27 protein-coding genes are annotated in these 24,933 nt (G+C 73.0%); 18 read left to right on the top strand and 9 right to left on the bottom strand.

Annotated elements, in window-relative coordinates; translation table 11 throughout:
• The first annotated feature begins 288 nt into the window (after positions 1–288).
• From ACFWDO_RS04900 to ACFWDO_RS04835, 14 genes are all read left to right on the top strand, one after another.
• On the top strand, positions 289–618 hold the full coding sequence (locus ACFWDO_RS04900; RefSeq protein ID WP_380318664.1) for a hypothetical protein: 330 nt from the start codon (positions 289–291) through the stop codon (positions 616–618).
• A 1-nt stretch (position 619) separates the two neighbouring features.
• Entirely contained in the window at positions 620–949 is a 330-nt protein-coding gene (locus tag ACFWDO_RS04895; protein WP_380318667.1) for a hypothetical protein, read from the top strand.
• Positions 946–1,332 carry a hypothetical protein gene (locus ACFWDO_RS04890; protein ID WP_380318669.1) on the top strand — a complete coding sequence of 129 codons (387 nt, stop codon included), beginning with the start codon at positions 946–948 and terminating at the stop codon, positions 1,330–1,332. Before ACFWDO_RS04895 ends, ACFWDO_RS04890 begins: the two co-directional genes overlap by 4 nt.
• Positions 1,333–1,338: 6 nt before the next feature.
• Complete coding sequence (locus ACFWDO_RS04885; RefSeq protein ID WP_380318672.1) at positions 1,339–1,746, top strand: hypothetical protein; 408 nt, start codon at positions 1,339–1,341, stop codon at positions 1,744–1,746.
• A complete protein-coding gene (locus tag ACFWDO_RS04880) occupies positions 1,743–2,036 on the top strand; it encodes a hypothetical protein (protein ID WP_380318675.1) in 294 nt (97 codons plus the stop codon). The genes ACFWDO_RS04885 and ACFWDO_RS04880 overlap by 4 nt, the downstream gene beginning before the upstream one ends.
• A gap of 144 nt (positions 2,037–2,180) precedes the next feature.
• Positions 2,181–2,696 carry a hypothetical protein gene (locus ACFWDO_RS04875; RefSeq protein ID WP_380318677.1) on the top strand — a complete coding sequence of 172 codons (516 nt, stop codon included), beginning with the start codon at positions 2,181–2,183 and terminating at the stop codon, positions 2,694–2,696.
• Between the two features lie 2 nt (positions 2,697–2,698).
• Positions 2,699–4,030: a hypothetical protein gene (locus tag ACFWDO_RS04870; protein ID WP_380318681.1), complete on the top strand. Its 1,332-nt coding sequence runs from the start codon at positions 2,699–2,701 to the stop codon at positions 4,028–4,030.
• Between the two features lie 2 nt (positions 4,031–4,032).
• The gene (locus tag ACFWDO_RS04865) at positions 4,033–6,510 is read left to right on the top strand and encodes an SGNH/GDSL hydrolase family protein (RefSeq protein ID WP_380318684.1); all 2,478 of its coding nucleotides are present in this window, start codon (positions 4,033–4,035) and stop codon (positions 6,508–6,510) included.
• Positions 6,511–6,523: 13 nt separating this feature from the next.
• Entirely contained in the window at positions 6,524–9,052 is a 2,529-nt protein-coding gene (locus ACFWDO_RS04860; protein ID WP_380318687.1) for a hypothetical protein, read from the top strand.
• The gene (locus ACFWDO_RS04855; protein ID WP_380318690.1) at positions 9,049–9,423 is read left to right on the top strand and encodes a hypothetical protein; all 375 of its coding nucleotides are present in this window, start codon (positions 9,049–9,051) and stop codon (positions 9,421–9,423) included. Before ACFWDO_RS04860 ends, ACFWDO_RS04855 begins: the two co-directional genes overlap by 4 nt.
• 67 nt (positions 9,424–9,490) lie before the next feature.
• Positions 9,491–10,174, top strand: a complete 684-nt coding sequence (locus ACFWDO_RS04850) for a peptidoglycan-binding protein (protein WP_380318693.1) — start codon at positions 9,491–9,493, stop codon at positions 10,172–10,174.
• Complete coding sequence (locus tag ACFWDO_RS04845; RefSeq protein WP_380318696.1) at positions 10,171–10,620, top strand: hypothetical protein; 450 nt, start codon at positions 10,171–10,173, stop codon at positions 10,618–10,620. Before ACFWDO_RS04850 ends, ACFWDO_RS04845 begins: the two co-directional genes overlap by 4 nt.
• Positions 10,620–10,826, top strand: coding sequence for a hypothetical protein (locus ACFWDO_RS04840; RefSeq protein WP_380318699.1), 207 nt, complete (start codon positions 10,620–10,622; stop codon positions 10,824–10,826). The genes ACFWDO_RS04845 and ACFWDO_RS04840 overlap by 1 nt, the downstream gene beginning before the upstream one ends.
• 129 nt (positions 10,827–10,955) lie before the next feature.
• Positions 10,956–11,207 (top strand): hypothetical protein, encoded by a 252-nt coding sequence (locus ACFWDO_RS04835; protein WP_380318701.1) that lies wholly within the window; start codon positions 10,956–10,958, stop codon positions 11,205–11,207.
• A gap of 19 nt (positions 11,208–11,226) precedes the next feature.
• Here the strand turns inward: ACFWDO_RS04835 and ACFWDO_RS04830 are convergent, their stop codons facing one another.
• The 5 genes from ACFWDO_RS04830 to ACFWDO_RS04810 form a co-directional block, all read right to left on the bottom strand.
• Complete coding sequence (locus tag ACFWDO_RS04830) at positions 11,227–11,841, bottom strand: hypothetical protein (RefSeq protein ID WP_380318703.1); 615 nt, start codon at positions 11,839–11,841, stop codon at positions 11,227–11,229.
• Positions 11,842–11,897: 56 nt separating this feature from the next.
• Complete coding sequence (locus tag ACFWDO_RS04825) at positions 11,898–12,611, bottom strand: DUF2637 domain-containing protein (RefSeq protein ID WP_380318705.1); 714 nt, start codon at positions 12,609–12,611, stop codon at positions 11,898–11,900.
• A gap of 41 nt (positions 12,612–12,652) precedes the next feature.
• Positions 12,653–13,279 carry a hypothetical protein gene (locus tag ACFWDO_RS04820; protein WP_380318708.1) on the bottom strand — a complete coding sequence of 209 codons (627 nt, stop codon included), beginning with the start codon at positions 13,277–13,279 and terminating at the stop codon, positions 12,653–12,655.
• Positions 13,280–13,679: 400 nt separating this feature from the next.
• A complete protein-coding gene (locus tag ACFWDO_RS04815; RefSeq protein WP_380318711.1) occupies positions 13,680–14,192 on the bottom strand; it encodes a YcxB family protein in 513 nt (170 codons plus the stop codon).
• A 22-nt stretch (positions 14,193–14,214) separates the two neighbouring features.
• Positions 14,215–14,508, bottom strand: a complete 294-nt coding sequence (locus ACFWDO_RS04810; RefSeq protein ID WP_380318714.1) for a hypothetical protein — start codon at positions 14,506–14,508, stop codon at positions 14,215–14,217.
• A 153-nt stretch (positions 14,509–14,661) separates the two neighbouring features.
• Here ACFWDO_RS04810 and ACFWDO_RS04805 point away from each other — a divergent pair, with 153 nt between their 5' ends.
• Genes ACFWDO_RS04805 through ACFWDO_RS04790 form a run of 4 tightly spaced genes read left to right on the top strand, consistent with a single transcriptional unit; the run spans position 14,662 to position 18,125 of the window.
• Positions 14,662–15,576, top strand: coding sequence for an ABC transporter ATP-binding protein (locus tag ACFWDO_RS04805; protein WP_380318717.1), 915 nt, complete (start codon positions 14,662–14,664; stop codon positions 15,574–15,576).
• Positions 15,563–16,465: an ABC transporter permease gene (locus ACFWDO_RS04800; protein ID WP_380318720.1), complete on the top strand. Its 903-nt coding sequence runs from the start codon at positions 15,563–15,565 to the stop codon at positions 16,463–16,465. Before ACFWDO_RS04805 ends, ACFWDO_RS04800 begins: the two co-directional genes overlap by 14 nt.
• Positions 16,465–17,415, top strand: a complete 951-nt coding sequence (locus ACFWDO_RS04795) for an ABC transporter ATP-binding protein (RefSeq protein ID WP_380318723.1) — start codon at positions 16,465–16,467, stop codon at positions 17,413–17,415. The genes ACFWDO_RS04800 and ACFWDO_RS04795 overlap by 1 nt, the downstream gene beginning before the upstream one ends.
• Positions 17,412–18,125, top strand: a complete 714-nt coding sequence (locus ACFWDO_RS04790; RefSeq protein WP_380318726.1) for an ABC transporter permease — start codon at positions 17,412–17,414, stop codon at positions 18,123–18,125. The genes ACFWDO_RS04795 and ACFWDO_RS04790 overlap by 4 nt, the downstream gene beginning before the upstream one ends.
• A gap of 3 nt (positions 18,126–18,128) precedes the next feature.
• On the opposite strand, the gene ACFWDO_RS04785 is transcribed toward ACFWDO_RS04790, so the two are convergent.
• The 4 genes from ACFWDO_RS04785 to glnA all read right to left on the bottom strand — a co-directional run bounded on the left by ACFWDO_RS04785 (position 18,129) and on the right by glnA (position 24,897).
• Positions 18,129–19,145, bottom strand: coding sequence for a DUF808 domain-containing protein (locus ACFWDO_RS04785; protein ID WP_380318728.1), 1,017 nt, complete (start codon positions 19,143–19,145; stop codon positions 18,129–18,131).
• Between the two features lie 112 nt (positions 19,146–19,257).
• A complete protein-coding gene (locus ACFWDO_RS04780; RefSeq protein ID WP_380318730.1) occupies positions 19,258–20,154 on the bottom strand; it encodes a glycoside hydrolase family 19 protein in 897 nt (298 codons plus the stop codon).
• A 193-nt stretch (positions 20,155–20,347) separates the two neighbouring features.
• Positions 20,348–23,563: a bifunctional [glutamine synthetase] adenylyltransferase/[glutamine synthetase]-adenylyl-L-tyrosine phosphorylase gene (locus tag ACFWDO_RS04775; protein ID WP_380318733.1), complete on the bottom strand. Its 3,216-nt coding sequence runs from the start codon at positions 23,561–23,563 to the stop codon at positions 20,348–20,350.
• Positions 23,560–24,897 (bottom strand): type I glutamate--ammonia ligase, encoded by a 1,338-nt coding sequence (gene glnA, locus ACFWDO_RS04770; protein ID WP_380318736.1) that lies wholly within the window; start codon positions 24,895–24,897, stop codon positions 23,560–23,562. The genes ACFWDO_RS04775 and glnA overlap by 4 nt, the downstream gene beginning before the upstream one ends.
• Positions 24,898–24,933: the final 36 nt, after the last annotated feature.

The raw sequence follows: 24,933 nt of genomic DNA, 5'->3' as shown, positions 1-24,933 counted from the left end.
GCGACGTCCGGACCGTTGCCCCGGCCGCCACGGCTGCGCTTGCGGTCCCGGCCTCGGTCCCGGCCGCGGGGGCGGGGCGCGCCCCCCGCGGGGGCGGGGGGGGCGCGGCGGTGGCGGGGGGCCCCCCGGCCCCCCCGGCCCGCGGGGGCCGCGGCGGGGGCGGGGGGGGGGGGGTGGGGCCCCCCCCGCGGGCCTAAACCCGGTGGTACACCACCGCGGGTTCCCGCCCGGGGGGGGGGGCCGGCTGGGGCCCCCCCCGGCCCCCAACGACGACCAGAAGGGGTCGACATGAAGGTGCAGATCAAGGTGGCTCCGGGCGGGCTCTACAACGGCGAGCCCGTCACGGCCCGGGTGGGCGACATCGTCGACCTGCCCGACGAGTACGCGCACGGCCTCGTCCGCGGCGGCCTCGCCGCGGAGGTGATCGACGACGTCGACGAGCTGCGCGCCGCGCTCGAGGGCGACCACGGCCCCGAGCTGCAGCCCGCCGGCGACGGCCAGACCGCCGGCGAGCAGGAGACGGCGACCGCGAAGGACCCGGCCGAGCAGACGGCCACGACCGGCGAGGCGGCCGCCGAGAAGCGTCCGGCTCGCCAGCGCGCCGAGAAGCGGGGCTGACGTGGCGGTCACCGTCCCCGATCTCATCGAGCGGGTCGGCGGTGACCCCACCGCCGACGAGGACGAGGCGACCCGATGCCTGACGCTCGCGGACCGGTACGTCACGGACTACGTCGGCGCGGAGGTCGTGCCGACCGAGGCCGTCGACGAGGCCGTGCTGCGCGTGGGCGTGAACCTGTTCAACCAGGCGAAGGCGCCGAACGGCGTCCTCACGACGGTCTACCACGACACCGGCGACGGGTCCGAGACGGCGCTGCGCGTCTCCTCGGACCCGCTGCGCGGTGCCCGCGTGGTCCTGTCGCCCTACCTCGCGCCGCTGGGGTTCGCGTGAACGCCATCACGGCCGCGCAGACGGCCCTCTCTGACGCGCTCACGGCGGCCGGGCTCCGCACCTTCCCGGAGGTCCCGGAGAAGGCGTCACCGCCGTTCCGCTACGTCCTGAACGGCGGCGTGGGCTTCGGCCCGCAGGTCGGGTCCTGGCGGATCGTCCTGCGCGTCATCTGCGTCGCACGGCCCGGCACCAACGCCGTCACCCTCGAGCGGCTCATGGACATGGTCGTCGAGCTGCTCGACGCCATCGGTGGGCTCGACGGGTACGAGCTCGCGGCCGACACGGTCGACGAGCCGGCCGAGTACTCCACCAACGGGCAGTCGACTCTCGCGACCGCCGTCAACGTTCTCGCGCGCGTCTCGCGCGCCCAGATGAAGGGCTGACCCCTCATGGCAGTGACCCGGATCAACGGGCGGGACATGGTCCTGATCCTCGACGGAGTGGACCGCTCGGACGAGACGTCCGCGATCGCGTTCAACTACGGCACGCGGCAGACGTTCGCGGACATGCGCGGCAAGATCCCGAAGCGTCTCGACATGACGCTGAACCAGGACCTGCTGGCGACGTCGCTGTACCGCATCGCGACGTCGGGCGACACGACGCCGCTGGTCGGCACCGTGAAGCCGCTCGGCAACTCGGCGGCGTCCGTCGAGCAGCCGCACTACTCGTTCAACGTCACCCCCGGCGGCATCAGCGGTGACACCTACCTCGGTGGCGAGGCCGCGGAGGACGCGTCCGAGACGCTGCAGGTCGAGGTGCAGTGGCTGATCGACTCCTGGACGGAGGTGACCGCGTGAGCGACGCGCAGACGTCGACCTCCGACCTCACCGCCCAGGGGTTCTACCTGTCCGTCACGGGCGAGGAGCGCGGCCTGGTCAACCGGGTCTTCAAGCGGCCCCTGGCCCGGATGGCGAAGGAGGACCAGGAGACGTTCGTCGAGGCGCTCGTGTTCCTCGACCTGCACCGCCGGCGCGAGCCGGACCCCGCTGGCCGGGCGTCCGCGATGACTGTCGGGCAGCTGCAGGACTACTTCGCCGACGACGAGCAGGACGAGGACGAGGAGGCCGTCGCCGCGGGGGAAGGCTGAGGTCAGACGCCCGGGAGATAGCGACCTGGTGTCTGACGACGGGCCAGCCCGTCGCCTCGTGGATGGTCCTCACCCAGCTCGAGCGCGAGGAGTTCTACAACCTCGCGCTCGAGGTCTCCAAGAAGGCGAAGGAGGCGGCCGCGCGTGGGTGACGACTTCCGCATCGAGGGCATGGACTCGCTCGAGGCGCTCGCGAAGGTGATGCGCAAAGTCGGCGACGGCAAGGAGATCCGCAAGGAGCTGCTGGCCGCGCTGCGGGCGGCGGGCACGCCGACGGCGGACGACATGCGCACGGAGCTCGCGGCGAAGCTGCCGAAGCGGGGCGGGGCGTCCAAGTACCTCACGAAGAAGAAGCGCACGTTCGCGGTGCGCAACCGGCTCTCGTCGAGCGCGAAGGAGTCCGCCGGCATCCGCATCGTGTCGACGGACAAGGGCCACGACTACAACTCGCTCGAGCGGCGCGGCACGCTGCGGCACCCGGTGTACCCGTGGCGCCGGCGCCCGCGCCGCTCGTGGCGGTGGGTGGAGCAGAAGGTGCCCACCGCGGGCCTGCTCGAGGGCGTGCTCGACGACCACCAGGACGAGTTCCTGGACGGCATCGGTGAGGCCATGACGGCGGCGGCCGCCGCGATCGAGCAGGCGATCAGCAAGGAGGTGTAGGCGTGGCGACACCGGCAGTGGAGTTCACCGTCGTCGGGGTGGACAAGGCGTCGAAGACCTTCGACGACGTGGGAAAGTCGGCGGCGGACTCGGCGGACAAGATCAGCCGGGCGTCCGAGGAGGCCGGGAGCAAGTTCGACGCGGCGGGTGAGTCCGCCGGCGACCTCGCGACGTGGACCGCGACCCTCGGCGACGGCATGGCCACCCTCGGTGAGCAGATCGGCGGCCCCGCCGGGAAGTTCCTCGAGCTGGGCGGCAACGCGATCCTCGCGGGGACAGCGATCGGTGACCTCGGTGAGGGCCTGGTGCAGGCGACCACGTGGGTCAAGAACCTCGGCATCGTGCAGAAGGCGCAGGCCGCCGCGGCGTGGGTCGCGACGGCGGCGCAGAAGGCGCTCAACTTCGCGATGAAGGCCAACCCGATCGGCCTGATCATCACCGGCATCACCCTCCTGGTGGCCGGCCTCGTCTGGTTCTTCACCAAGACGGAGATCGGCCGCAAGATCGTCGCGGCCGCGTGGGCTGGCATCAAGGCCGCGATCGAGGCCGTCGGGAAGTGGTTCACCGACACGCTCGTGCCGTGGTTCTCCCAGGCGATCGAGAAGATCAAGGGGTTCTTCGGCGGGGCGAAGACGTGGATCACGGAGAAGTGGACGGCGCTGATCGAGTGGTTCAAGGCCGTCCCGGGCCGGATCGGTGCGGCCATCGGCGCGGTCGTCGGCGCGATCCGGACGAAGTTCACGACCGCCCGCGACAAGGTGAAGGACGTCTTCAACGGCGTCGTCGACTGGTTCCGCAACATCCCCTCCCGCGTCGGCTCCGCCGTCGGCAAGGTCGCGTCCTTCGTCGGTGAGAAGTTCGGCTCCGCCCGCGACCGGGTGAAGGACATCTTCAACGGCATCGTCGACTGGTTCAAGAACCTGCCGAGCCGGATCGGCACCGCGATCTCCGGCGTGAGCTCCGCCATCACGGGCGTCTTCAAGTCCGCGTTCAACGCGGTCGCCGGCTGGTGGAACCGGAGCATCGGGGCGATCGGCTTCACGGTGCCCGGGTGGGTGCCCGGCGTCGGCGGCCGCAGCTTCGACGTCCCCAACATCCCCATGCTCGCCAAGGGCGGCACCATCCGCCAGGGCGGCTGGGCCGTCGTCGGCGAGAAGGGCCCCGAGGTCGTCGACCTGCCGACCGGCTCGACCGTGTACCCGAACGGCACCGGCCCCGCCGGCACCGGCCGCAACGTCGAGATCAAGATCATCAACCACTTCCCGCAGGCCGAGCCCACCTCGGTCACGACCAACAAGGCGCTGCAGTACGCGGCCGCGATCGGGGTGGTGTGACAGTGGCAGACGTCTACGAGGTGACCTGGGGCCTGTCCGGGGTCGACTCGCTGCGCTGGGGCCTGCAGGCCGTGTCCATGTGGCGGCCGCCGGTCACCACCCGGCGCACCACGCTCGAGGTGCCGGGCAGGCACGGCGTGATCAGCGCCGGCCTGCCCGTCTTCGACGAACCGACCGTCACCCTCACGATGTGGCTCCACGGCTCCACCCAGGACGACATCGAGAACGCGACGCTCGAGCTGTACGGCCTGCTCGGAGCGCCCGGCCTGATCCTGTCGCGCACGTCCGGCGGCCTCGTCACCTCGGCGCCGGCCGTGCTCGTCTCGGTCGCCCCGGACGAGTTCACTACCGCCGCGGAGGCGACCTTCGAGGTCGTCCTCGCCGTGCCCGGCGTGTTTCTGCGCGGTACCGAGTCAGACACCACCATCACAGTCTTCGGCCGATCGGTCTCGGTGCTCGCTGGGTCCACAGCGCCAGTCGGCGACGCGGTGCTGCGGATCGACGACCCGGACAACCCTGTGGTCACCGACGTTGTGTCAGGGACAGGTATCTCGTGGACGGGATCGATGCCAGGCTGGTACCTGTTCGTCGACGCAGGTGCGATGCGGGCGTGGCTGTCGCAGGACGCTGACGCGTGGACGCCGCCGCCAGGTGCGCTAGTCCGAAAGAACTTCGTCCAGAACCCTTCGTTCGAGGTCTCGGGCGCGCTGTGGGTGGCGACTGGCGGCACCGGGACCATCACCGCCTCGTTCCCGCAGATGTGGGGCGGCGGCGGCGCGGGGTCGCGGTGCATGCAGCTCGCGGCGGACGGTTCGAGCCCGTACCTGACGCTCACCCAGCTCGCGAGCACCTCGGCCCCCGTGACGCCCGGACAGTGGGTCGCGCTCGCGGCGCTCGTCGCGGGCGAGACGAGCTACCCGGCCGCGGGCGGCGGTATTCGGCCGACGGTCGCGTTCACGGGGTCGGCCAACACATTCCATTCGGGCCCGGTCACGCCGGCGCCGTTCTATGCCGGACGGCGCGCCGTGTTCATGGTGCAGGCCCCGGCGACGGCGACGGCCGCCTACATCAACGTCCAGGCGTACTCCGGCTCGACGGGCGTTCTCCTCCCAGCGGGACACCGCATGTGGGTCGACAGCGTCATGATCGGCGTCGGCGACACGCAGGCCGAAGCTCTAGCCCAGTTGGGCTCTCGGACCGGCCCGCTGATGCAGTGGGATGTCGCAGTGGCGGCGGGCCGCGCGCAGGCCCTCGTGGTCGGTGACAGCATCAGCGAGGGATCCGCCGTGAGCACGCTCGCGAAGCGGTGGCAGTCGCTCCTCCAGGAGCGCCTGGCTCCGACGGGGCCAGAGTTCCCCTACATCCCGGCCGCGCCAGCGAATTCCGTCCCGGGGTGGCCGGTCTCGTGGACCGGCGCGACGGGCACGAACCCGAGCTGGGGCCTCGGGATCCGCACCCGCGTCCTGACGGACGCTACATCCACTGTGACGTTCACGTTCACGGGGACGTCGTTCAAGCTCGCGTACCTGCGAACGGCGAGCACAGGGGTCATGAAGGTCGTGGTCGACGGAGGGGCGCCGACGCTCGTGGACACGTATTCCGCGACGACCAACCTGTCGGCCGTGTGGTCGTCACCGGCACTGGTAGCGGGGGCGCACACCGTGACTGTGACGCGGGACGCGAGCAGCGTCGCTGGCCGGTCCGTCTACGTTCAGGGGTTGCACGCCTATGCGGGTGACGAGGGCACAGGTGTGCGTGTGCTGGACGGAGCGCACGCGGGCTTCTCCACCGCGGACTTCGTCTCCGGAGACCGCCTCAACGCGGGGATCGCCGCACTCGCCGCGGGGGGTGGTGCGGACCTGTTGTTCATCGGCCTGTTGAACAACGACTACGGGCAGGGCGTGAGCCTGGCGGACTATGAGGCCAACCTGCGGAGCATCATCGCCGGGTACCGCAACGCGGGGTTCGTCGGCTCGGTGGTGCTCCTGGGGATGGCTCGGCAGGCTGGTGCCGATCCGGTCCTGTGGCAGGAGTACCACGACAGGCTGTCGATCATCGCAGCCGGTGACGCAGCTGTGTCCTACCTCGACCTGCGCGCATTCATCCCGGACGCCGACGACGCCCCTGAGCTCTACGCAGACGGGGTGCACCCGAACGACGCTGGGCAGGCTCTCATCGCGGCCGGCATCGGGGACTACGTGACGCAGTACCCGCAGTACCCCGTCGAGGTCAGTTACTTCGACGGCGACACAACGGACGCGGCGTGGATGGCCAACGCATGGACAGGCACGCCGCACGGCTCGACCTCGACCCAGACCATCACGCCCGAGGCGGCGACGGCAGGCCTGGACTACCCGGCGGCAGGTCGCCTGCAGCTGTGGCCGCGGATGGTCGCGACGGACCCGTCGGATAGGGCTGCACGGGTGACCGTCACGGGCGCGTCTGAAGTCGTGGTGCGGGCTCGGCCCGCCTACCTGTAGAGAGGAGCACCGCGTGGTCTACGACGTGCGCCTGCGGGCCTACGAGCCTGGCGGGTCGGCGATCGGGTTCCTGCCGGAGCCGCTCAAGCTCGACGTGTCGTTCGTGCACAACGACACGGGCGCGCTCTCGATCGAGTACTCCCGCGCCGCGGCGGGCGGCGACATCCTGGGCCGCGGCCTCGAGCAGGGGCTCGAGGTCGCGGTCGAGGTGTCGAACGGCGGGACGTGGGTGGAGCCGCGCGGCGGCCGGTTCGTGCTCGTCTCCCGCGACCACGACCAGGCGGACGTCGGCGACGTCGTGCGCCTGACCCTGCCGTCGTACTCGTGGCTGCTGATGAAGGCCCGGAACCTGAACACCGCGAGCCTGCTCCCGGAGGGTGACGAGCAGGCGGGCAAGCGACCGTTCTACAGCAAGCCGGCGGGCGTCATCATGCGGACGCTGCTGGACGAGAACGCGGCCCGGGGCGGTGTCCCCGTCGCGCGCGGGTGGACGGACGCGGCGGACACGGCTGGCGCCGCGTGGTCCCAGGCGGCGACGCTGTACTACGAGCTCGGCGACGGGCTCGACGTGATCCTGTCGAGCCTGGCCGACCAGGGCATGTGCGACTGGCGCACGAACGGACGCACGCTGCAGATGTGGAACGCGGACTCGCCCGCGCTCTCGCGCGCCCTGGACGCCACGGTGCGGCTCTGGCTGGGCACGGACGTGCAGGACGCGCCGTCGGCTGAGTCCATCGAGGAGATCGTGTCGCGGGCGCTGCTGCGCGGCGACGGCGGCCTGGTCGTCACGGTCGACAACCCGTCGGCGCCGACCCCGTGGGGCGAGTGGGAGGGGTACGTCTCCCAGGGCGGCGTCACGGACGAGATCACCGCCCGCAAGCTCGTGCAGTCGGACCTGCAGCGCGCGTCCCGGGTGCGCGGGCAGTACACGCGCGCGCTGGTGCTCGCCGGCGACGTCGCGCACGCGCCCCTGATCGACTATTGGCCGGGCGATTGGATCATGGCGCCGACGACCGGCACCGGCGAGAAGGTCCGCGTGCAGCAGGTCACGATCAGCAAGGGCTCGGACGGTGTGACGGGGTCGGTCGTGCTGCACGACCGGGTCATGGCCGCCGAGCTGCGCGCGGCCCGCAAGATGCAGGGCATCACCGGCGGCGCGGCCGCCGGCGGCTCCGGGCGCCCCACGAACGACGATACGGTCGACGGCGGGCAGAACCCGCCCGCGCCGTCGGCGCCGGGCCTGTTCTCCAAGCTCGGCACGGTGACGGTCAGCTGGGACGGCAAGACCGTGGGCGGCAACCCGATGCCCGGCAACGTCGTGCGCGTCGACGTCTACCAGGACGGCGAGCTGGTGGCCGCCCTGTACTCGGGTGACACCTCGGTCCCGATCGTGGGCCTGCCCGTCGTGTCGACGGCGTTCTACCTCAAGGCAGTGGACGACCGCGGCCGGGAGTCCGTCGCCTCGACGTCGTCGGTGATCGTGCCGCACCGCATCGAGGGCCCCGACATCGAGGCGAACTCCGTCACCACGAACGAGCTCGCGGCCGGGTCGGTCACGACGGAGGTCCTCGAGGCGACGGCGATCGACGGCATGACGATCACGGGCGCCACGATCCGCACCGCGGCGTCCGGCGACCGTGTCCAGATGTCCGGCACGTCGCTGCGGTCCATCGAGGACAGCGTCACGCGCGTCACGATCGACCCGTCCGGCGTCACCGTGCCCGCCACCGGACGCCTCCGCGCCCTGCACTCGGACGGGTCCTCCGCGGCCTGGTTCGGCCCGGTCTACGCGATCGCCACCGGCACCCTGTTCGGGCGCGGCCTGCTGGTGCAGAAGGACAACGCCGGCGCGGACGCAGGGAACGACATCTTCCAGGCGATCTTCCGGACGGACGCGACGACGGTCGTCAAGGCCGGGCAGGGCACGACATCCAGGGTCGGCGAGTTCGCCGCCTACGCCAACAACGTGTACCTCTGCGGCACGGGCGCGGACGGCGTCACCCTGCAGTCGCTCACCACCGACGGGACCGGCGTCCGGACCCAGCTCGGGATGAACAACGACCGCGCCCGGCTGTCCATGTGGTCCACCGCCGGCGACTCCTACGGTTCGCTCGGCGTGGACTCAGGCGGACCGCACATCTACGGCGCGGGCACGACCAGCGCGTCCGCGAACGTCGTCCTCGACGGCGGGTACGTGAAGATGACCTCGTCGTCCCTGCGGTACAAGCAGGACGTCGAGCGCCTCGACATGGACGACGTCGACACGGCGACCATCCTCGACGCGCTCGCGCCCCGCACCTGGCGCGACCGCACCGACGTCGCCGAGGACCCGGACACGACACGCCGCTTCGTCGGCACGATCGCGGAGGACATGCACGACGCCGGCCTCGGCCAGTGGGTCGGCTACGACGACCAGGGACGCCCCGACAACCTGTCCTACGACCGGCTGACGAACCTCCTCGCCGTCGTCGTACAACGCCAGCAGGAGCAGCTCACGGCGCTCGCGGCACGGGTCGCCGCGCTCGAGGCGGCGGCCGGATGACGGCGACGGTGCCGGAGGGCACGCCGTGGTGGGCGTGGCTGCTCCTCATGCTCGTCGTCCTCGCGCTGGTGCCGATCCTGCTCGCCCTGATCAACGCACGGCGTGCCTCGCACGGGGTGAACAACAGCCACGACGTCAACCTCCGGGACGACCTCGACGAGAAGCACGAGGCCGTCCTGGCGGCCGTCGGCGAGCTGCGCGACGACCTCAAGCGGCACGACTCCGAGATCCGGGGTCTGCGTCGCGACATCGGCCGGGACCGGGACGACACCCGCGCCGTCGCTGAGCGGCTCGACGGCCACACCGCCGAGTCGCGGCGCGAGCACGAGACGCTCGTGAGCCGGATCGAGCGGATCGCCGACCGGCTCTGACCACCACCCACCACCAGCCCCCGCACCGCCCGGTGTGGGGGCTTCGTCGTACCCGAAGGGACTCACCATGGGCATCGGACGTCAGTCCGCCAGCGCGTCGACCCTGCGCGCCTTCCTGAAGTGGGCGCACGCCTACGGCTTCCGCGTGGCGGAGCACCCCGACTACGGGGGCGTGCACCCGGTGCACACGAAGGGGTCGTGGCACTACGACGGCCTCGCCGCGGACCTGAACTACGGGCCCGCGGGCTCGCCGGCGTCCGAGCGCACCGCGGCGCAGTACGCGATCCAGGTCGCGCAGAGCATGGGCCTGGGCGTGATCTACGCGCTGCGCGGCACGCACGGCTCCGCCGCCGGCCACCGCGACCACCTCCACGTCGACGTGTCCGCGTCCACGAACCTCGGCGACCGGTACACCACCACGCCCAAGGGCGACCGGCGCGTGCAGCAGCTGCAGGAGGCCGTCGGCTTCCCGTGGAAGCAGCGCGACAACCTCTGGGGCCCGGACACCGAGAAGCGCCTCGAGGACGTGCGCGCCGCGTCCCGGTTCCGCGGCTCGAAGTTCCCGCACGGCGTCGCCGCCACGCAGCGCGCCGTCGGCGCCGACGACGACGGCAAGTGGGGCCCGAAGTCCCGCGCCGCGCACGACCGCACCGTGCAGGCCATCCAGCGCGTCCTCGGCGTGAAGGCCGACGGCGTGTGGGGCCCGACGACCGAGCGCGCCTACCAGGCCCTGCGGAAGGAGAAGCGGTGATCCTCACCCTCACGTTCTGGCGCGCCGCCGGCCTGCGCGCCCTCTACACGGTCCTCGCGGCCGCGCTCCCGCTCCTCGCGCCCCTGGTCGGCGGCGGCTGGGACGACGTCTGGCAGACGCTCCTCGCGCTCGCGCTCGCGGCCGCGCTGTCCGTCGCGACGTCGCTCGCGAACCTGCCCGAGCTCGGCGGCGGACGGACACGCTGGGCGGCCGTGCTCGACCGCGTCGTCCGGACGTTCGCGCAGACGCTCGCGGCGGCGCTCGCGTCCGCTGTCGCGTTCTCGGACATCTCCTGGCCGCTGCTGCTGACGCAGGCGGTGACGGCCGCGCTCGTGACCCTGATCCGGACGGCGATCGACCTCCTGCCTGAGGTTCCGGACACGGACACCACCCTGACGGCGGACACGGACACGCTGACGGCCGCGGACGAGCAGCGGGAGGCGTGATGGACGAGGAGCCGATGCTGCGGTGGTTCGCCTACGACCACCTGACGAAGGAGCCGTTGCGCGACGTTTCGTTCCGGTTCTACTGCCTGGCCTACGACGTCGTCGCGATGCTGCCCCGGACGCCGGAGCGGACGGTCGCGCTGCGCAAGCTCCTCGAGGCGAAGGACGCCGCCGTGCGGACGGCGCTCGACGTCACCCCGGGCTGACCGGACACGGACGCCCCCGTCCACCCTTCACGGGTGGGCGGGGGCGTCTTCGTCGTGCCCGAACGTGTGTTCTACCCTGGCGGCATGGGGACAAGGCGACGGCCGCCGCCGGGAGGCTGGCCTGGCGCCGTGGAGACGGTGCCGCTGCGCGACCACGCGATCGACGCGCCGAAGGGCGCCCGCGCCGGCGAGCGAGTCGTCGAGCCGGAGCAGCCGCCCGCGGTGTCCGCGTGGATCACCTACGGCCGAGACCAGCGCGAGGCCGAGATCGACGGCTGGGCCATCGCCTGGACCTCGCGCCAGGTCCGCGTCCGCTACCTCGACGCCGGCGGCCGCGAGGGCTGGGCGTGGGTGTGGGCGTCCGCCGTCACGCGTCGGTGACCGAGGGCCCGGGCGCCGCTCAGCCGCAGTCCCCGGCATGGATCCGGCGCGCGTCCATGTAGTCGATCTTCCGGATCGGGCCGTACATCGAGTGCTTGTCGAAGACCTCGCGGTCGGCGCCGAGGTAGAGCACGGCGTAGGCGTCGGTGGCGGACTCCTCGCGCACCCCCGCGGACGCCGGCCGGGTCGTGTCGCACGTCCGCAGGATCAGGGCGTGCGCGACCTCGTGACGGATCAGCTGGTCGACCCAGTAGCGCCCCTTCGTGGTGCGGTACGTCGTGCTGGATGCGGCGATCGTGATAGCGCCACCGCCCTCGGCCGTGCCCTTGTAGCAGCCGATCACGCCGTCGTCGGGCACGGGCCGCCCGCACGCCTTGGCGGCAGAGGTGTGCGTGATCCGCACGCCATAGACCTTCTCGTAGTGGGCCTCGACGGCCGAGCGGGCCGTCTCTCGCCGCAGGGCGCGCTCGCTGTCGTCGACCACGGGCGGGACGACCAGCGCGCGCCCAGGGCCGAGGGTCCCTGCCACCCTCACGGGGCCCGCGGAGAGCTCGGCCGCCTCGGGCAGGAGGGGCGTGATCGTCACCGCGATGGCCGCGAGGAGCACGACGACCACGGCCCGGACACTCCTCACGACCCGAAGTCTGCGGGCCGATGCCCTGGGCGCGCATCCGTTGGAGCGGGTGAAGTTCACGCCGTCACCGCCCCGCCGGCGACCTCACGGCGCAGCAGCTCGGCGACGGCCGACTTCCCGACCTCCACCCGCTCGGCGATCGCCCGGACGGACAGCCCCTCGGCGGCCAGGCGGACGATCTCGTCCCGGTGCTCGGCGGCGCGTCCCCGCGGGCGGGGCGTCGGGTGCCGGCGGACGACGGACGGGCCGGACGTCGCAGCCGTCCCGGACGGGGAGTCTGTGTCCGTCTCACGCGCGGCGTCCCACTCCGCGGACACCTCGTCCTCCCCGGCGCTCGCGGCCGCGTCCGTCCGGGCGACGATGAGGTCCGCGATCGTGTGGGTGGCGAGGAGGACGGCGATCGGGGCGAGGGCGGCGACGACGGTCCCGACGGCGCGCTGCCAGGTGTCGGGGACGCCGGCGGCGTGGGCGGCGTTGGCGGCCACGGACACGGCGGTCCAGAGCGCGAGGGTGGCCCAGGCGCCGACGGCGCGCTCGTGCCGTGCGCGCTTCACGAGGATGGCGAGGGTGTAGACGACGATCGCGGAGTCGAGCATGACGGGCACGGCCCAGATGAGGCGGTGCGGGACGTGGGCCCAGGAGCTGACGCCGACGAGCCCGGCGAAGGACAGCGCGAAGCTGACGGCGGCGAGGCCGGCGGCGAGGAGCACGGCGACGATAAGGACGGGCATGGTGTCGGGGTTGAGGCGGGCGGTGCGCTGCTGGGACATCGGGTCTCTCCTTCGTGGTGGTGGTGCTCGGTGGGCAGGTGTCAGCGGCGCGCGATGAGCGCGCGGATGCTGGCGAGAGTCTCGGGGCGGACGGGGTTGGCGGCCGCGTGCGCGGCCTCCTCGACCAGCTGCTTCTGGATGTTCGTCGGGCCGTCAGGCCGGGGCTGCCGCGGTGCGGCGCCCGTCTTCCTCCGAGAGGAGGGGAAGGCGCGCCACCGTGTCAGGTTGGGAGCACCGCCGGGGCGAGCGCCGCGGGCCCGGGTGCGGGCGTCCTTGCCGGCGCGGGCGGCCGGGAGCATCGCCACCAGGGCGCGCTTCGTGACCGAGAGCAGGGACGCGACACCCCGGAGGCCCTGGCGGGCGCCGCGGCGCATGACGACGAGCAGCTCCCGCTCCTCGAGCCAGGACCGGGCACGCATGATGGTGCGCACGGACAGCCCGGCACGCTCGGCGACCTGGGCGTCGGTGGTCTCGGCGATGCCGGACCGGGCGTCGGCGATGCGGCCGAGGGCCAGGAGGTACGTGCGGACGCTCTGCGGGGCGTCGCGGAGGTCGCCCCAGCCGGACGCCGCGAGGGCGTCGACGATGCGCCAGAGGGGCGCGTGGGCGTTGATGCGCAGGGGTCGCGGCGGCGTCGCCACTCCCCCGCTATGCTGCGGGGTAGCCATCGAGAGGGTTCCGTCCTCTTGGGTGGTCAGGCCCCGTCTGGTGTTGGTAGCACCTGGCGGGGCCGTTTTCGGTTATGGGCGTCACGGTAGCAGACGGACCGCCACTTGTGGCGCCCTGGGCGCCGGGTGAAGCGGTCCGTGTTGGTCCCCTCAGATCCCCACTTAGTCCCCAGGACTACCGGCAAGACCCAACGAAGCCAACACAAGAAACGGACAAACCAACACAACCAACGGTCTCCACGTGTCCCCTGGACCGCACTCGACTTCGAGCTCTACTACGACATCTGATCGGCGGCCCGCCAGGGCCCGCTGATGTCGCCGGAACGGCGGCCGACGCTCCCGGAGCCCTACGGCGCCGGGTGGGTCGGCCGCCGTTCGTCGTTGCCGCCCGGGCCGACGGTCACCCGGCCGCGAGGGCTCGTCTGCGGATCTCGTCGAGCGCCTGCGCCGCGTGCGTCGCGGACTTCGGCACGGTCAAGGCGGCGTGCGGCCCGATGAAGACGAAGACGTGGCTGTCGGTCTCCTCGATCCGCTCGACACCGGTCCACGGGACCGTCGTCGACATGCCACCCAGGGTCTCGTGGAGGCCGGCGTCGTCGAGGGTCAGTCGGGCGTCACCGGTGATGCCGAGACCGTCGTGGGCCGCGAGCCTACGCAGGGTGCGGACGGCGTGCCGACGGTTGGCCCACGGCAGGGTGCACCACACCCCCACCGCGCCGATGGCGGCGGCGACGCCACCACCCACCCAGTCGTCCCCGAGGACGCCGATCAGGGTCAGCAGGATCAAGGCGGTGGCCGCGGCCGCGACCGCTCGCTGCCGCGTCTGCTGGGAGCGGAGGACGGCGGACGTCCGGATCACGTGGACGTTGAACGCGAGGTAGTCCGCGGTCGTCATCGGGAAGTCGATCTGCACGCCGCCCAGTGTCCCAGCACGCTCACCGCCGCGTGACCGCCCCCGCCCACAGCCAGACGAACCCCTCGCGACCGTGGGCGTCGACATACCGCACGTGCACCTGGGTGTTTGTCCAGGCGGTGGCCTCGCCCTCGACGAGCTGCTCACCGGACTGGCGCGACGTGATCCACGCCCGCACGGGGATGCCGCGGTCCGGCCTCGTGATGTGCGCGCCCTGCCGCGACCTGCCGGGCGCACCCTCGGCCGCGTCCCGCAGCGGCACGCGGTCGACTGCGCCCGTCGGCCGCCCGCTCGGGCGGCCCTCCCTCTGTCCCACGCCGCAAGGATAGCCAGGGTTCGAACATCAGTTCGACCGGCGGCCGGTGGGGCACCCGAGGCGCCCGCGGCCGTGAGGGTTCACCCTGACTTCCCCCTGAACGGCGGCGGCGAGGGGTTCCGGCGGATGACGTGCGGGGCTACGGTCGGGCTCGTGCCAGTCATCACCACCGATGAGCTCACCAAACGCTACCCGCGGGTCACCGCGCTCGACCGCCTGTCGATCGAGGTCGGCGACGGCGTCACGGGACTCGTCGGCGCCAACGGGGCGGGCAAGTCGACGCTGATCAAGATCCTCCTCGGCCTCGCGGCGCCGACGTCTGGCACGGCGACCGTCCTCGGGCACGACATCCGCGCGGACGGGGCCGCGCTGCGCGCACGGGTCGGGTACATGCCCGAGCACGACTGCCTGCCGAGCGACATGTCGGCCACCGAGCTCGTGGTCCACCTCGCCCGCGTGTCGGGGCTCCCCGCGGACGCGGCCCGCGAGCGCGCCGCGGACACGCTGCGGCACGTCGGGCTGTACGAGGAGCGCTACCGCCCGGTCGGCGGGTACTCCACCGGCATGAAGCAGCGCGTGAAGCTCGCGCAGGCCCTGGTGCACGACCCGGACGTCGTCTTTCTCGACGAGCCGACCAACGGTCTCGACCCGGCCGGCCGCGACGAGATGCTCGACCTGGTCCGCCGCATCTACGACGAGTTCGGCATCTCCGTGCTCGTGACCTCGCACCTGCTCGGCGAGCTCGAGCGCATCTGCGACCACGTGGTCGTGGTCGACGCGGGCGTGCTGCTGCGCTCGTCCGCCGTCGCCGACTTCACCCGCGCCAGCGCGCAGCTCGCCGTCGAGGTGACCACGGACGCGGACGACGCGGCGGCGGCGCTGACGGCCGCCGGGCTGCGGGTCTCGCGCGAGGGCGCGCTGCTCCTCGTCGGGCTCGACGGCGACGCGACCTACGACGTGGTCCGTGACGTCGTCGCGGACCGCGGGTACGGGCTGGTCCGGCTGACGCCGCGCCGCCACCACATCTCCGAGGTGTTCGACCAGGAGGTTGACGATGCCGCCGTCTGACCCGCCCGCCGGTGTCATCCACGACATCGGCTACCGCGAGTACGAGGGCCCGCGGCTCGGCCGACGCGGGATCGCCCTCGGGCTCTACACCCACACGCTGCGGGGCGTCTTCGGGCTGGGCCGCGCGCCGCGGTCGAAGGTCGTGCCCATGGGCCTGGTCGCCCTGATGCTGCTGCCGGCCGTGATCCTCGCCGTCGTCACCGTGGTCCTGGCCGGCCAGGGGTCGATCACCGGCCCGGTGCTGCCGTACACCCGGTACGCGATGGTGACGCAGGCGGCCGTCGCCATCTTCCTCGCCGTGGCCGCGCCGCAGGCCGTGTCCCTCGACCTGCGGTTCCACACCCTGCCGCTGTACCTCGCGCGGCCGCTGGAACGGGTGGACTACGCACGCGCGAAGCTCGCGGCGGTCGCGACGGCGGTCTTCCTCCTCCTCACGGCGCCGCTCCTGGTCATGTACCTCGGCGCGCTCGCCGCCGGCTTCGACGCCGGCCGGCAGACGGTCGACCTGCTCGAGGCGCTGGTCGGCGCCCTCCTGTTCGCCGCGATCCTCTCCGGCGTCGCGGTCCTCATCGCGTCGTGGACGGCGCGCCGCGGGTTCGGTGTGGCCGCCATCGTCACCGTCCTCGCGCTCACCTACGCCGTCGTCACCAGCCTCCAGGCCCTGGTGGCCTTCGACGCCGACGACCCGGCCACCGCCGGGTGGATCGGCCTGTTCTCGCCGATGACGCTCGTGGACGGGGTGCAGGTCTGGGCGTTCGGCGCCGAGCCGTCGTCCCCGGCCGGGCCGTCCGGCGGCGCCGCCGGCGTCGTCTTCCTCGCGGTGACCCTCGGGGTGATCGCGCTCTGCTACGCGGCGGTCGCGGCCCGATACCGGAGGGTGCGGCTCTGATGGCCACGCTGCGGATCGACGCCTGCTCCCGCTGGTTCGGCAACGTCGTCGCCGTCAACGACGTCACGATGGCGGTGGGCCCGGGCATCACCGGGCTGCTCGGGCCCAACGGCGCCGGCAAGTCCACGCTGATCCACATGCTCGGCGGCTTCCTGCCGCCGTCCGCCGGAGCGGTGACCCTCGACGGCGCGCCCACCTGGAAGAACCAGGAGATCTACCGCACCCTCGGGATCGTCACCGAGCGGGAGGCGACGTACGACTTCCTCACGGGCCGCCAGCTCGTGCGCGCGAGCGCCGAGCTGCAGGGCCTGCCCGACCCGGGCGCGGCCGCCGACCGCGCGCTGGTCACCGTCGACATGACGGACGCCCAGGACCGCAAGGTGGGCGAGTACTCCAAGGGCATGAAGCAGCGCGTCAAGATGGCGTCCGCGCTGGTGCACGACCCCGCCGTGCTGCTCCTGGACGAGCCGTTCAACGGCATGGACCCCCGGCAGCGCCTGCACCTCATCGGGCTGCTGCGCACCATGGGCGACGAGGGCCGCACCGTGCTGTTCAGCTCGCACATCCTCGAGGAGGTCGAGCAGCTGGCGCACCAGATCGAGGTCGTCGTCTCCGGCCGGCACGCGGCGTCCGGCGACTACCGCGAGATCCGCCGGCTCATGACCGACCGGCCCCACCGCTACACCATCTCCTCCAGCGACGACCGCGCGCTCGCCTCCGCGCTGGTGGCCGACGGCTCGACCGCAGGGGTCAGCCTCGACGCCGGCGGGCTGCGGGTGCAGGCGAGCGAGTTCTTGCGGTTCGCCGCGCTCCTGCCCCGCGTCGCGCGCGACGCCGGCGTCCGCCTGTACGAGGTCACCCCCGCCGACGAGTCCCTGGAGAGCGTGTTCTCCTACCTCGTCGACAGCTCGTCCCGCACCACCTCGACCGCACGGAGGGACCCGTCGTGAACGGCACCGTCGTCCGCCTGACCGCCCGCGGGATGCTGGGCGGCCGGCGCGTGTGGCTGCTCGCGGCCCTCGCCCTGCTCATCGTCGGCATCGCCGTCCTCGCGCGCCTCCTGGTCCCCGTCACCGAGGCCGAAGCGGCGACCCTGCTCCAGGGCGTGACCTTCGGGACGTTCCTGCCGCTGTTCGGCCTCGTCGTCGGCACCGGCGCGATCGCCCCCGAGATCGACGACGGCTCGATCGTGCACCTGCTGGCGAAGCCGGTCTCCCGGCACACGATCGTCCAGAGCAAGCTCGCCGTGGCGCTCGGGGCGGTGCTGGCGTTCGCGGTGGTGCCGACCGTCGTCGCGGCCGTCGTGCTCGGCCTCGGCCCGCGGGCCGCGCTCGCCTTCGGCCTGGGGGCGCTCGCTGCCGGCGCGGTGTACGCGGTGCTCTTCCTGCTCCTGTCGATCCTCACCCGGCACGCGGTGATCATCGGCCTGGTGTACGCCCTGCTCTGGGAGAGCCTCGTGGGCAGCTTCGTGCCCGGGGCGCGGAACCTCAGCGTGCAGCAGTGGGCCCTGTCGCTCACGGGGTCGGTCGCGCCGTCCGGCCTGGTCGCGTCCGACGTCGGCACAGGCCTCGCGCTCGCCCTCGTGATCGGCGCGTTCGCCGCCGCGACCTGGTACGCCGGGCACCGTCTCCGGCTGCTCACCCTCGCATCCGCCGAGTGATCCTCAGCGGGTCCGGTCGTCGCCCTCCGGCGCGTCGTGGCCCGCGGCCGGCTCGGTGTCCGTCGCCGGCAGGTCGTCGTGCCCGTCGTCGTGGGACTTGCCGAACGGCAGCACGTGCATCACCGCGAGGACGACGGCGCCGACCACGACGCCGATCAGCGCGGAGAAGAACGTGTTGACGAGCCAGCCGAGGAACCCGCCGATGCCGGGCACGGCGTGCGCGACTGCCTCCTCCAGGTGGTGCACGAACTCGTAGGGCGCGTGCCAGCCGAGCTCGTCCGTGCCCGTCAGCAGGATGTGCCCGCCCACCCACAGCATCGCGACGGTGCCGACCACGGAGATCACGGCGAGCACCTTGGGCATCCCCGTGACCAGGGCGCGGCCCACACGCTGGCTGCCACGGGAGTCGCGGCCCGCGAGCGCGAGGCCCATGTCGTCCATCCGCACGATGAGCCCGACGACGCCGTACACCACCACGGTGATGGCGAGGGCGACGATCAGCAGGATGATCAGCCGCGAGAAGAACGGCTCGTGGGCCACCTCGTTGAGGGCGATGACCATGATCTCGGCGGACAGGATCAGGTCGGTGCGCACGGCTCCGGCGACGAGGGTCTTCTCGGCGTCCGGGCCGACGGCGGCAGCGGGCTTGTCGTGCCCCTCGTGCCCGCGCAGTCGGCCCCAGATCTTCTCGGCGCCCTCGAAGGCCAGGTACGTGCCGCCCACCATGAGGATCGGCGTGAGCAGCCACTCCGCCCACTGGCTGAGGATCAGGGCCACCGGGAGGATGTAGAACACCTTGTTCCGGATCGAGCCCTTGGCGATCTTCTTGACGATCGGGATCTCGCGGTTCGCGGCGACACCGTGCACGTACTGCGGCGTCACGGCGGTGTCGTCGACGACGACGCCCGCGGCCTTCGCCGTCGCCTTCGCGGCGGCGGCGCCGACGTCGTCCAGGGACGCGGCGGCGAGCTTCGCGATCGCGGCGACGTCGTCGAGCAGGCCGAGGAGGCCGGCGCTCACGCGACCGCTCCCACCGGGTGCGAGCAGGCGGGCGAGACGCCCGCGGGCGACGGCATGGGTCGTTGCATGTCCCAGATTCTGCCGTACCCACGGGCGCTCGCGGGAGCCCTGCTCAGCAGCGCAGTCCCGAGCCCGGCGAGACGCCGAGCACACCGGTGATGCGCTCGTAGCGCTCGACCCGCGCGTCGACCGACGCGGGGTTGCCGCCACCGCACTCCAGCGCCCCGTTGAGGGAGTTGATGGTCTGTCCGAACCCGGCGCCGCTGACCATCGCCTCGTGGGAGGTCATCACGCCCGGGCCGTTCTGCGTGTTCCAGTACCAGAGGGCGGTCTGCCAGGCGATCGACGGGTCGGTCTCGACGAGCCAGGGGTCGTTCAGCAGGTCGATCCCGAGGGCGTCGCCCGCGGCCTTGTAGTTGAAGTTCCAGCTGAACATGATCGGCCCGCGGCCGTAGTACGCCTCCTGGCCGGCCGGGCAGCCGAACGGCTGGGACCGGTCGCACTTGATCCAGTAGTTGGCCTCGTTGATCTCCTTGACGTACCGAAGCCCCACGGACTCGAAGTCGGCGTGGGTGAGGAACGCCGCCACCTCGCGCGTGCGCGTCGTCTCGGTGCCGGTGCTGGCGAAGGCCGGGTACGCGCCGAGGGCGTCCACGAGCCCGTCGTACGTGTAGAACGGGTCCCGGTCCGGGAAGAGCGCGTCGAACTCCGCCCGGCTCACGACGAAGTCGTCGCCCCCGTCCGCGCACGGCCCCTGGTCGACCCACACGCCCGTCGAACCGGGGGTGTTGCCCTGCGTCCACCAGCGGGCCTCCCACGCGCGCCCGTGGTGCGCCGCCGTCCGGCCGCCGCCGTAGGCCGTCGTGGACGACCAGGTCGCCGGGCACGCGGGCTCGCCCGCTCCTTCGGCGGCGGAGGCCGACGCCGCGGGGGCGAGCATGCCCACCAGGCCGACGAGCAGACCCGCCGCGGCCGCGAGGCCACGCTGGACGGTTCGGTGTTGCGTCATGAAGTTCCCTGTCTCTCGGCATTGAGAGCGGATTAGTCACCGCACCTCGCAAACCTAGCGAGGTCACGTGTCACGAGCAACGGCCTCTGCCGCGCGTGGGACGACCTCGGCCCATCCGGAACTACCTCGGCGAGAACGGAACTACCTCGCGGGGCTCGGGACTACCTGGGCGAGGACGGGACTACCTCGGCCGTCACTCCTCGCCGTAGAAGACGCGCTCCACGACGGCGCGGGCGCGACGGGCGGTGCGCAGGTAGAGCTCCTCGAGCTCTCCCCCGGTGCCGACGTCGCCGAGCAGGTCGGCGACGCCGGTGAGGTCGCGGGAGTCGTGCGGCAGCTGGTCCACCTGCGCGCCGGTGGTGCGCCCGGACCAGAGCACGACGGCCGACCGCAGCCGCGACGCGAGCACCCACGCGTCGCGCAGCTGCGCCGCGTCCTCGGCGTCGAGCAGGCCGGCGCGCTCCGCGGCGTCGAGCGCCGCGACCGTGCCGGTGGTGCGCAGGCCCGGCACCGCCGCGGCGTGCTGGAGCTGCAGGAGCTGCGCGGTCCACTCCACGTCGGAGACGCCGCCCCGGCCGAGCTTGAGGTGTCGCGCCGGGTCGGCCCCGCGCGGCAGCCGCTCCGCCTCGACCCGCGCCTTGATGCGCCGCACCTCGCGCACCCGGGCGTCGTCGAGCCCGCCGTCGGGGTAGCGCAGCGGGTCGACGACCGCCTCGAACCGCGCACCGATCGAGCCCTCGCCCGCGACGTCGCCCGCCACCGGCCGGGCGCGCAGCAGCGCCTGCGCCTCCCACCCGCTGGACCACCGCTCGTAGTACTCGGCGTATGAGGCGAGGGTGCGCACCAGCGGACCCTGCCGGCCCTCTGGCCGCAGGTCCGCGTCGACGGGAAGGGCGGGCTCGGGCCCGACCTCGGACAGCAGCGCCCGCAGCCGCGTGGCGACGCGGGTGGCGAAGTCCTGGGCGAGCTTCGGCTCGACGCCGGGCAGAGGGTCGTGCACGAACATCACGTCCGCGTCGGAGCCGTAGCCCATCTCGCGGCCTCCGAGCCGGCCCATCGCGACCACGAGCATCCGGGTCGGGTCGGCGTCCGGCGACGGGCCGAGGCCGAGCTCGGCGCGGGCGGCGTGCCCGGCGACCCGCAGCCCGCCGACCAGCGCGACGTCGGCCGCGTCGGAGATCGCGGCCGCGGCGTCGACCGGCGGCAGCAGGCCGAGCACCTCCGCGGCACCGGTGCGGGCGAGCTCGCGGCGGCGCAGGGCGCGCAGCCGCCGCGCGGCCGGCTGCGGCTCGTCGGCCCGGGTGAGGAGGGCGTCCACCTCGGCGGCCAGCCGCTGCGCGCCCCGCGGCTCCAGGCCCGACGTGTCCGCCAGCCAGCGCACGGACTCCGGCGACCGGGCCAGCGCGTCGGCGAGGTAGGTGGACGAGGCCAGGAGCTGGGTGAGGTGGTAGGCGGCGTTCTCGGAGTCGCGCAGCAGGCGCAGGTACCACGGCGTGGCGCCCAGCTCCTCCGAGAGCTTGCGGAACGCCAGCAGCCCCGCGTCCGGGTCGGCCCCCTCGGCGAACCAGCCGAGCAGCACGGGCAGCAGCTGGCGCTGCAGCGCCGCGCGCCGCGACGTGCCCGACGTCAGCGCGGCCACGTGCCGCAGCGCGCCGTCGGGGTCGCGGTACCCGACCGCGGCGAAGCGCTCGCGCGCCACCCCGGGCGAGAGCGAGAGCTCCGCGTCCGACAACTGCGCCGACGCCGGCAGCAGCGGCCGGTAGAAGACCTCCTCGTGCAGGGCGCGCACCTCGCGGCGGGTCGCGCGCCACCGCTCCAGCAGGCCCTTGGCGCCCTCGGCACGCATGCCGAGCGACCGGGCCAGACGGCGCAGGTCCTCCTCGGACGTGGGCAGCAGGTGGGTGCGCCGCAGCCGGAACAGCTGCACCCGGTGCTCCAGCGCTCGCAGGAACCGGTAGCAGACCGCCATCCGCGCGGCGTGCTCGCGCCCGACATAGCCACCGGCCGCGAGCGCCGCCAGCGCCGACAGGGTGTGCGGCGAGCGGATCTGCGGGTCGGCCCGCCCGTGCACGAGCTGCAGCAGCTGCACGGTGAACTCGACGTCGCGCAGGCCGCCCTTGCCGAGCTTGATCTGCCGGTCGGCCTCGGCGGGTGGCACGTGGGCCTCGACCCGGCGCCGCATCGCGCGGGCGTCCTCCACGAAGTGCTCGCGGTGCACGGCCGACCAGATGAACGGGTCGACGGCGGCGCGGTAGTCGTGCCCGAGGGTGGCGTCCCCGGCGATCGGGCGCGCCTTGAGCAGCGCCTGGAACTCCCAGGTCTCGGCCCACCGCTCGTAGTAGGCGACGTGGCTCGCGAGCGTGCGCACCAGCGGGCCCTGGGCCCCCTCGGGCCGCAGCGCGGCGTCGACGGGCCACAGGGCGGGCTCGGCGGACGTCGCGGAGCAGACCCGCTGCAGCCCGGCGGCGAGCCGGGTGCCCGTGGCCAGCGCCGTGTCCTCGTCGAGCTGCCCGCCGTCCGGCCCCTCCCCCGGTTCGCAGACGTAGACGACGTCGACGTCGGAGACGTAGTTGAGCTCCCGCCCGCCGGTCTTGCCCATCCCGATGACGGCGAGGCGCACGCCGGCGCCGTGGTCGTCCAGCTCGGCGCGCGCCACGGCGAGCGCCGCCTCCAGCGCGGCGGCGGCCAGGTCGGCGAGCGCGGCGGCGACCACGGGCAGGCGCGTCAGCGGCTCTCCCGCGGTGAGGTCGTCGGCGGCGAGGGCCAGGAGCCGCTCGCGGTACGCGCGGCGCAGCGCGTCGGTGGTGGTGGCCGCGCCGGGGTCGGGCCAGGCGGTGCCCGGCTCGCCCGCCGGGTCGGCCGCCACCGGCACGTCCGCCTCCGGGTCGGCCCCGACGGCGCGCAGCAGCGCGGCGCGGACGGCGGCAGGCCCGGCGTGCGTCCGCGGGCCGGGGGCGCCGGCCCCGTCGTCGGCCCGGTCGTCGTCGTCCCGGTCCTCGTCGTCGTCCGCCGCGCGCTCCGGCTCGGCGCCCTCCGACGCGCCGTCCGGGACGGCGACCACGTCGAGGAGCTCGGGGCGCCGCACCACCTCGTCGCCGAGCGCGGAAGACGCCCCCAGCACCGCGACCAGGCGCGTGCGCGCCCGCGGCGACGCGGCGTCGAGCAGCTCTCCGAGGCGCTCCCGGGCCTCGGGCGACTCCGCCAGCCGCACGAGCTGGAGCAGCGCGAGGTCGGCGTCGGCGCACGCCCCCAGCGCCGCCAGCAGCGCGTCCTCCCGTCCCGGCGCGTCGAGCGCCTCCTGCAATGCGGCATCGGACCAGAGGCTCGCCGACCGCGTGAGGTCGGCGAACCCGGCGTGCAGCAGCCTGCCGGTGAGGGTGGAACGCCGCGCCGTCACGGGACGTGTCACAGGAACTGCAGGAACCGGCGCAGCTCGTAGGGCGTGACCTGGGCGCGGTAGGCGTCCCACTCCTGCCGCTTGTTGCGCAGCACGAAGTCGAAGACGTGCTCCCCCAGCGTCTCGGCCACGAGCTCCGAGCGCTCCATGAGCTCGATCGCCTCGTTCAGCGACTGCGGCAGCGGCGCGATGCCGAGCGCGCGACGCTCCCGGTCGGTGAGCTCCCACACGTCGTCGCCGGTGGCCTCCGGCAGCTCGTAGCCGTCCTCGATGCCCTTCAGCCCCGCGGCCAGCAGCACCGCGAACGCGAGGTAGGGGTTGGTGGCGGAGTCGAGCGCCCGGTACTCCACGCGGGCGGAGTTGCCCTTGCCCGGCTTGTACATGGGCACGCGCACGAGGGCGGAGCGGTTGTTGTGGCCCCAGCAGATGTAGCTCGGCGCCTCGGCGCCGCCCCACAGCCGCTTGTAGGAGTTGACGTACTGGTTGGTCACCGCCGTGATCTCGGCCGCGTGCACCAGGAGGCCCGCGATGAACTGCCGCGCCGTCTTGGACAGCTCGAACTGGGCGCCCGGCTCGTGGAAGGCGTTGCGGTCGTCCTCGAACAGCGACAGGTGCGTGTGCATGCCGGAGCCGGGCTGGTCGACCATCGGCTTGGGCATGAACGACGCGAAGACGCCCTGCTCCAGCGCGACCTCCTTGACCACCGTGCGGAAGGTCATGAGGTTGTCGGCCGTGGTGAGCGCGTCCGCGTAGCGCAGGTCGATCTCGTTCTGGCCCGGGCCCGCCTCGTGGTGGGAGAACTCCACCGAGATGCCCATGGACTCGAGCATCGTGATCGCGGCTCGGCGGAAGTCGTGCGTGCTGCCGCGCGCCAGGTGGTCGAAGTAGCCGCCGTTGTCGACGGGGACCAGCGGCTCCTCCGGGGAGGACACCTGGTTGAACAGGTAGAACTCCACCTCGGGGTGCGTGTAGAAGGTGAACCCCTTGTCGCTCGCCTTGGCCAGCGCGCGCTTGAGCACGTTGCGGCTGTCCGCGAGGGAGGGCTCGCCGTCGGGCGTGAGGATGTCGCAGAACATGCGGCCGGTGCCGTGCCGGTCGCCGCGCCACGGCAGCACCTGGAACGTCGTCGGGTCGGGCTTGGCGATCATGTCCGCCTCGTAGACCCGCGTCAGCCCCTCGATGGAGCTGCCGTCGAAGCCGATGCCCTCCGTGAACGCCTGCTCGAGCTCGGCCGGGGCGACCGCCACCGACTTCAGCACGCCGAGCACGTCGGTGAACCAGAGCCGGATGAAGCGGATGTCGCGCTCCTCGACCGTGCGGAGCACGAACTCCTGCTGCCTGTCCATGCACCCATCCTGCCCGAGAAGTGTTAACGGGGTATG

It is taken from the genome of Isoptericola sp. NPDC060185, assembly GCF_042728595.1.
Taxonomy (GTDB): domain Bacteria; phylum Actinomycetota; class Actinomycetes; order Actinomycetales; family Cellulomonadaceae; genus Isoptericola.
Note: the sequence above shows the minus strand (reverse complement) of the source record. Positions and strands in the feature narration are given on the sequence as shown.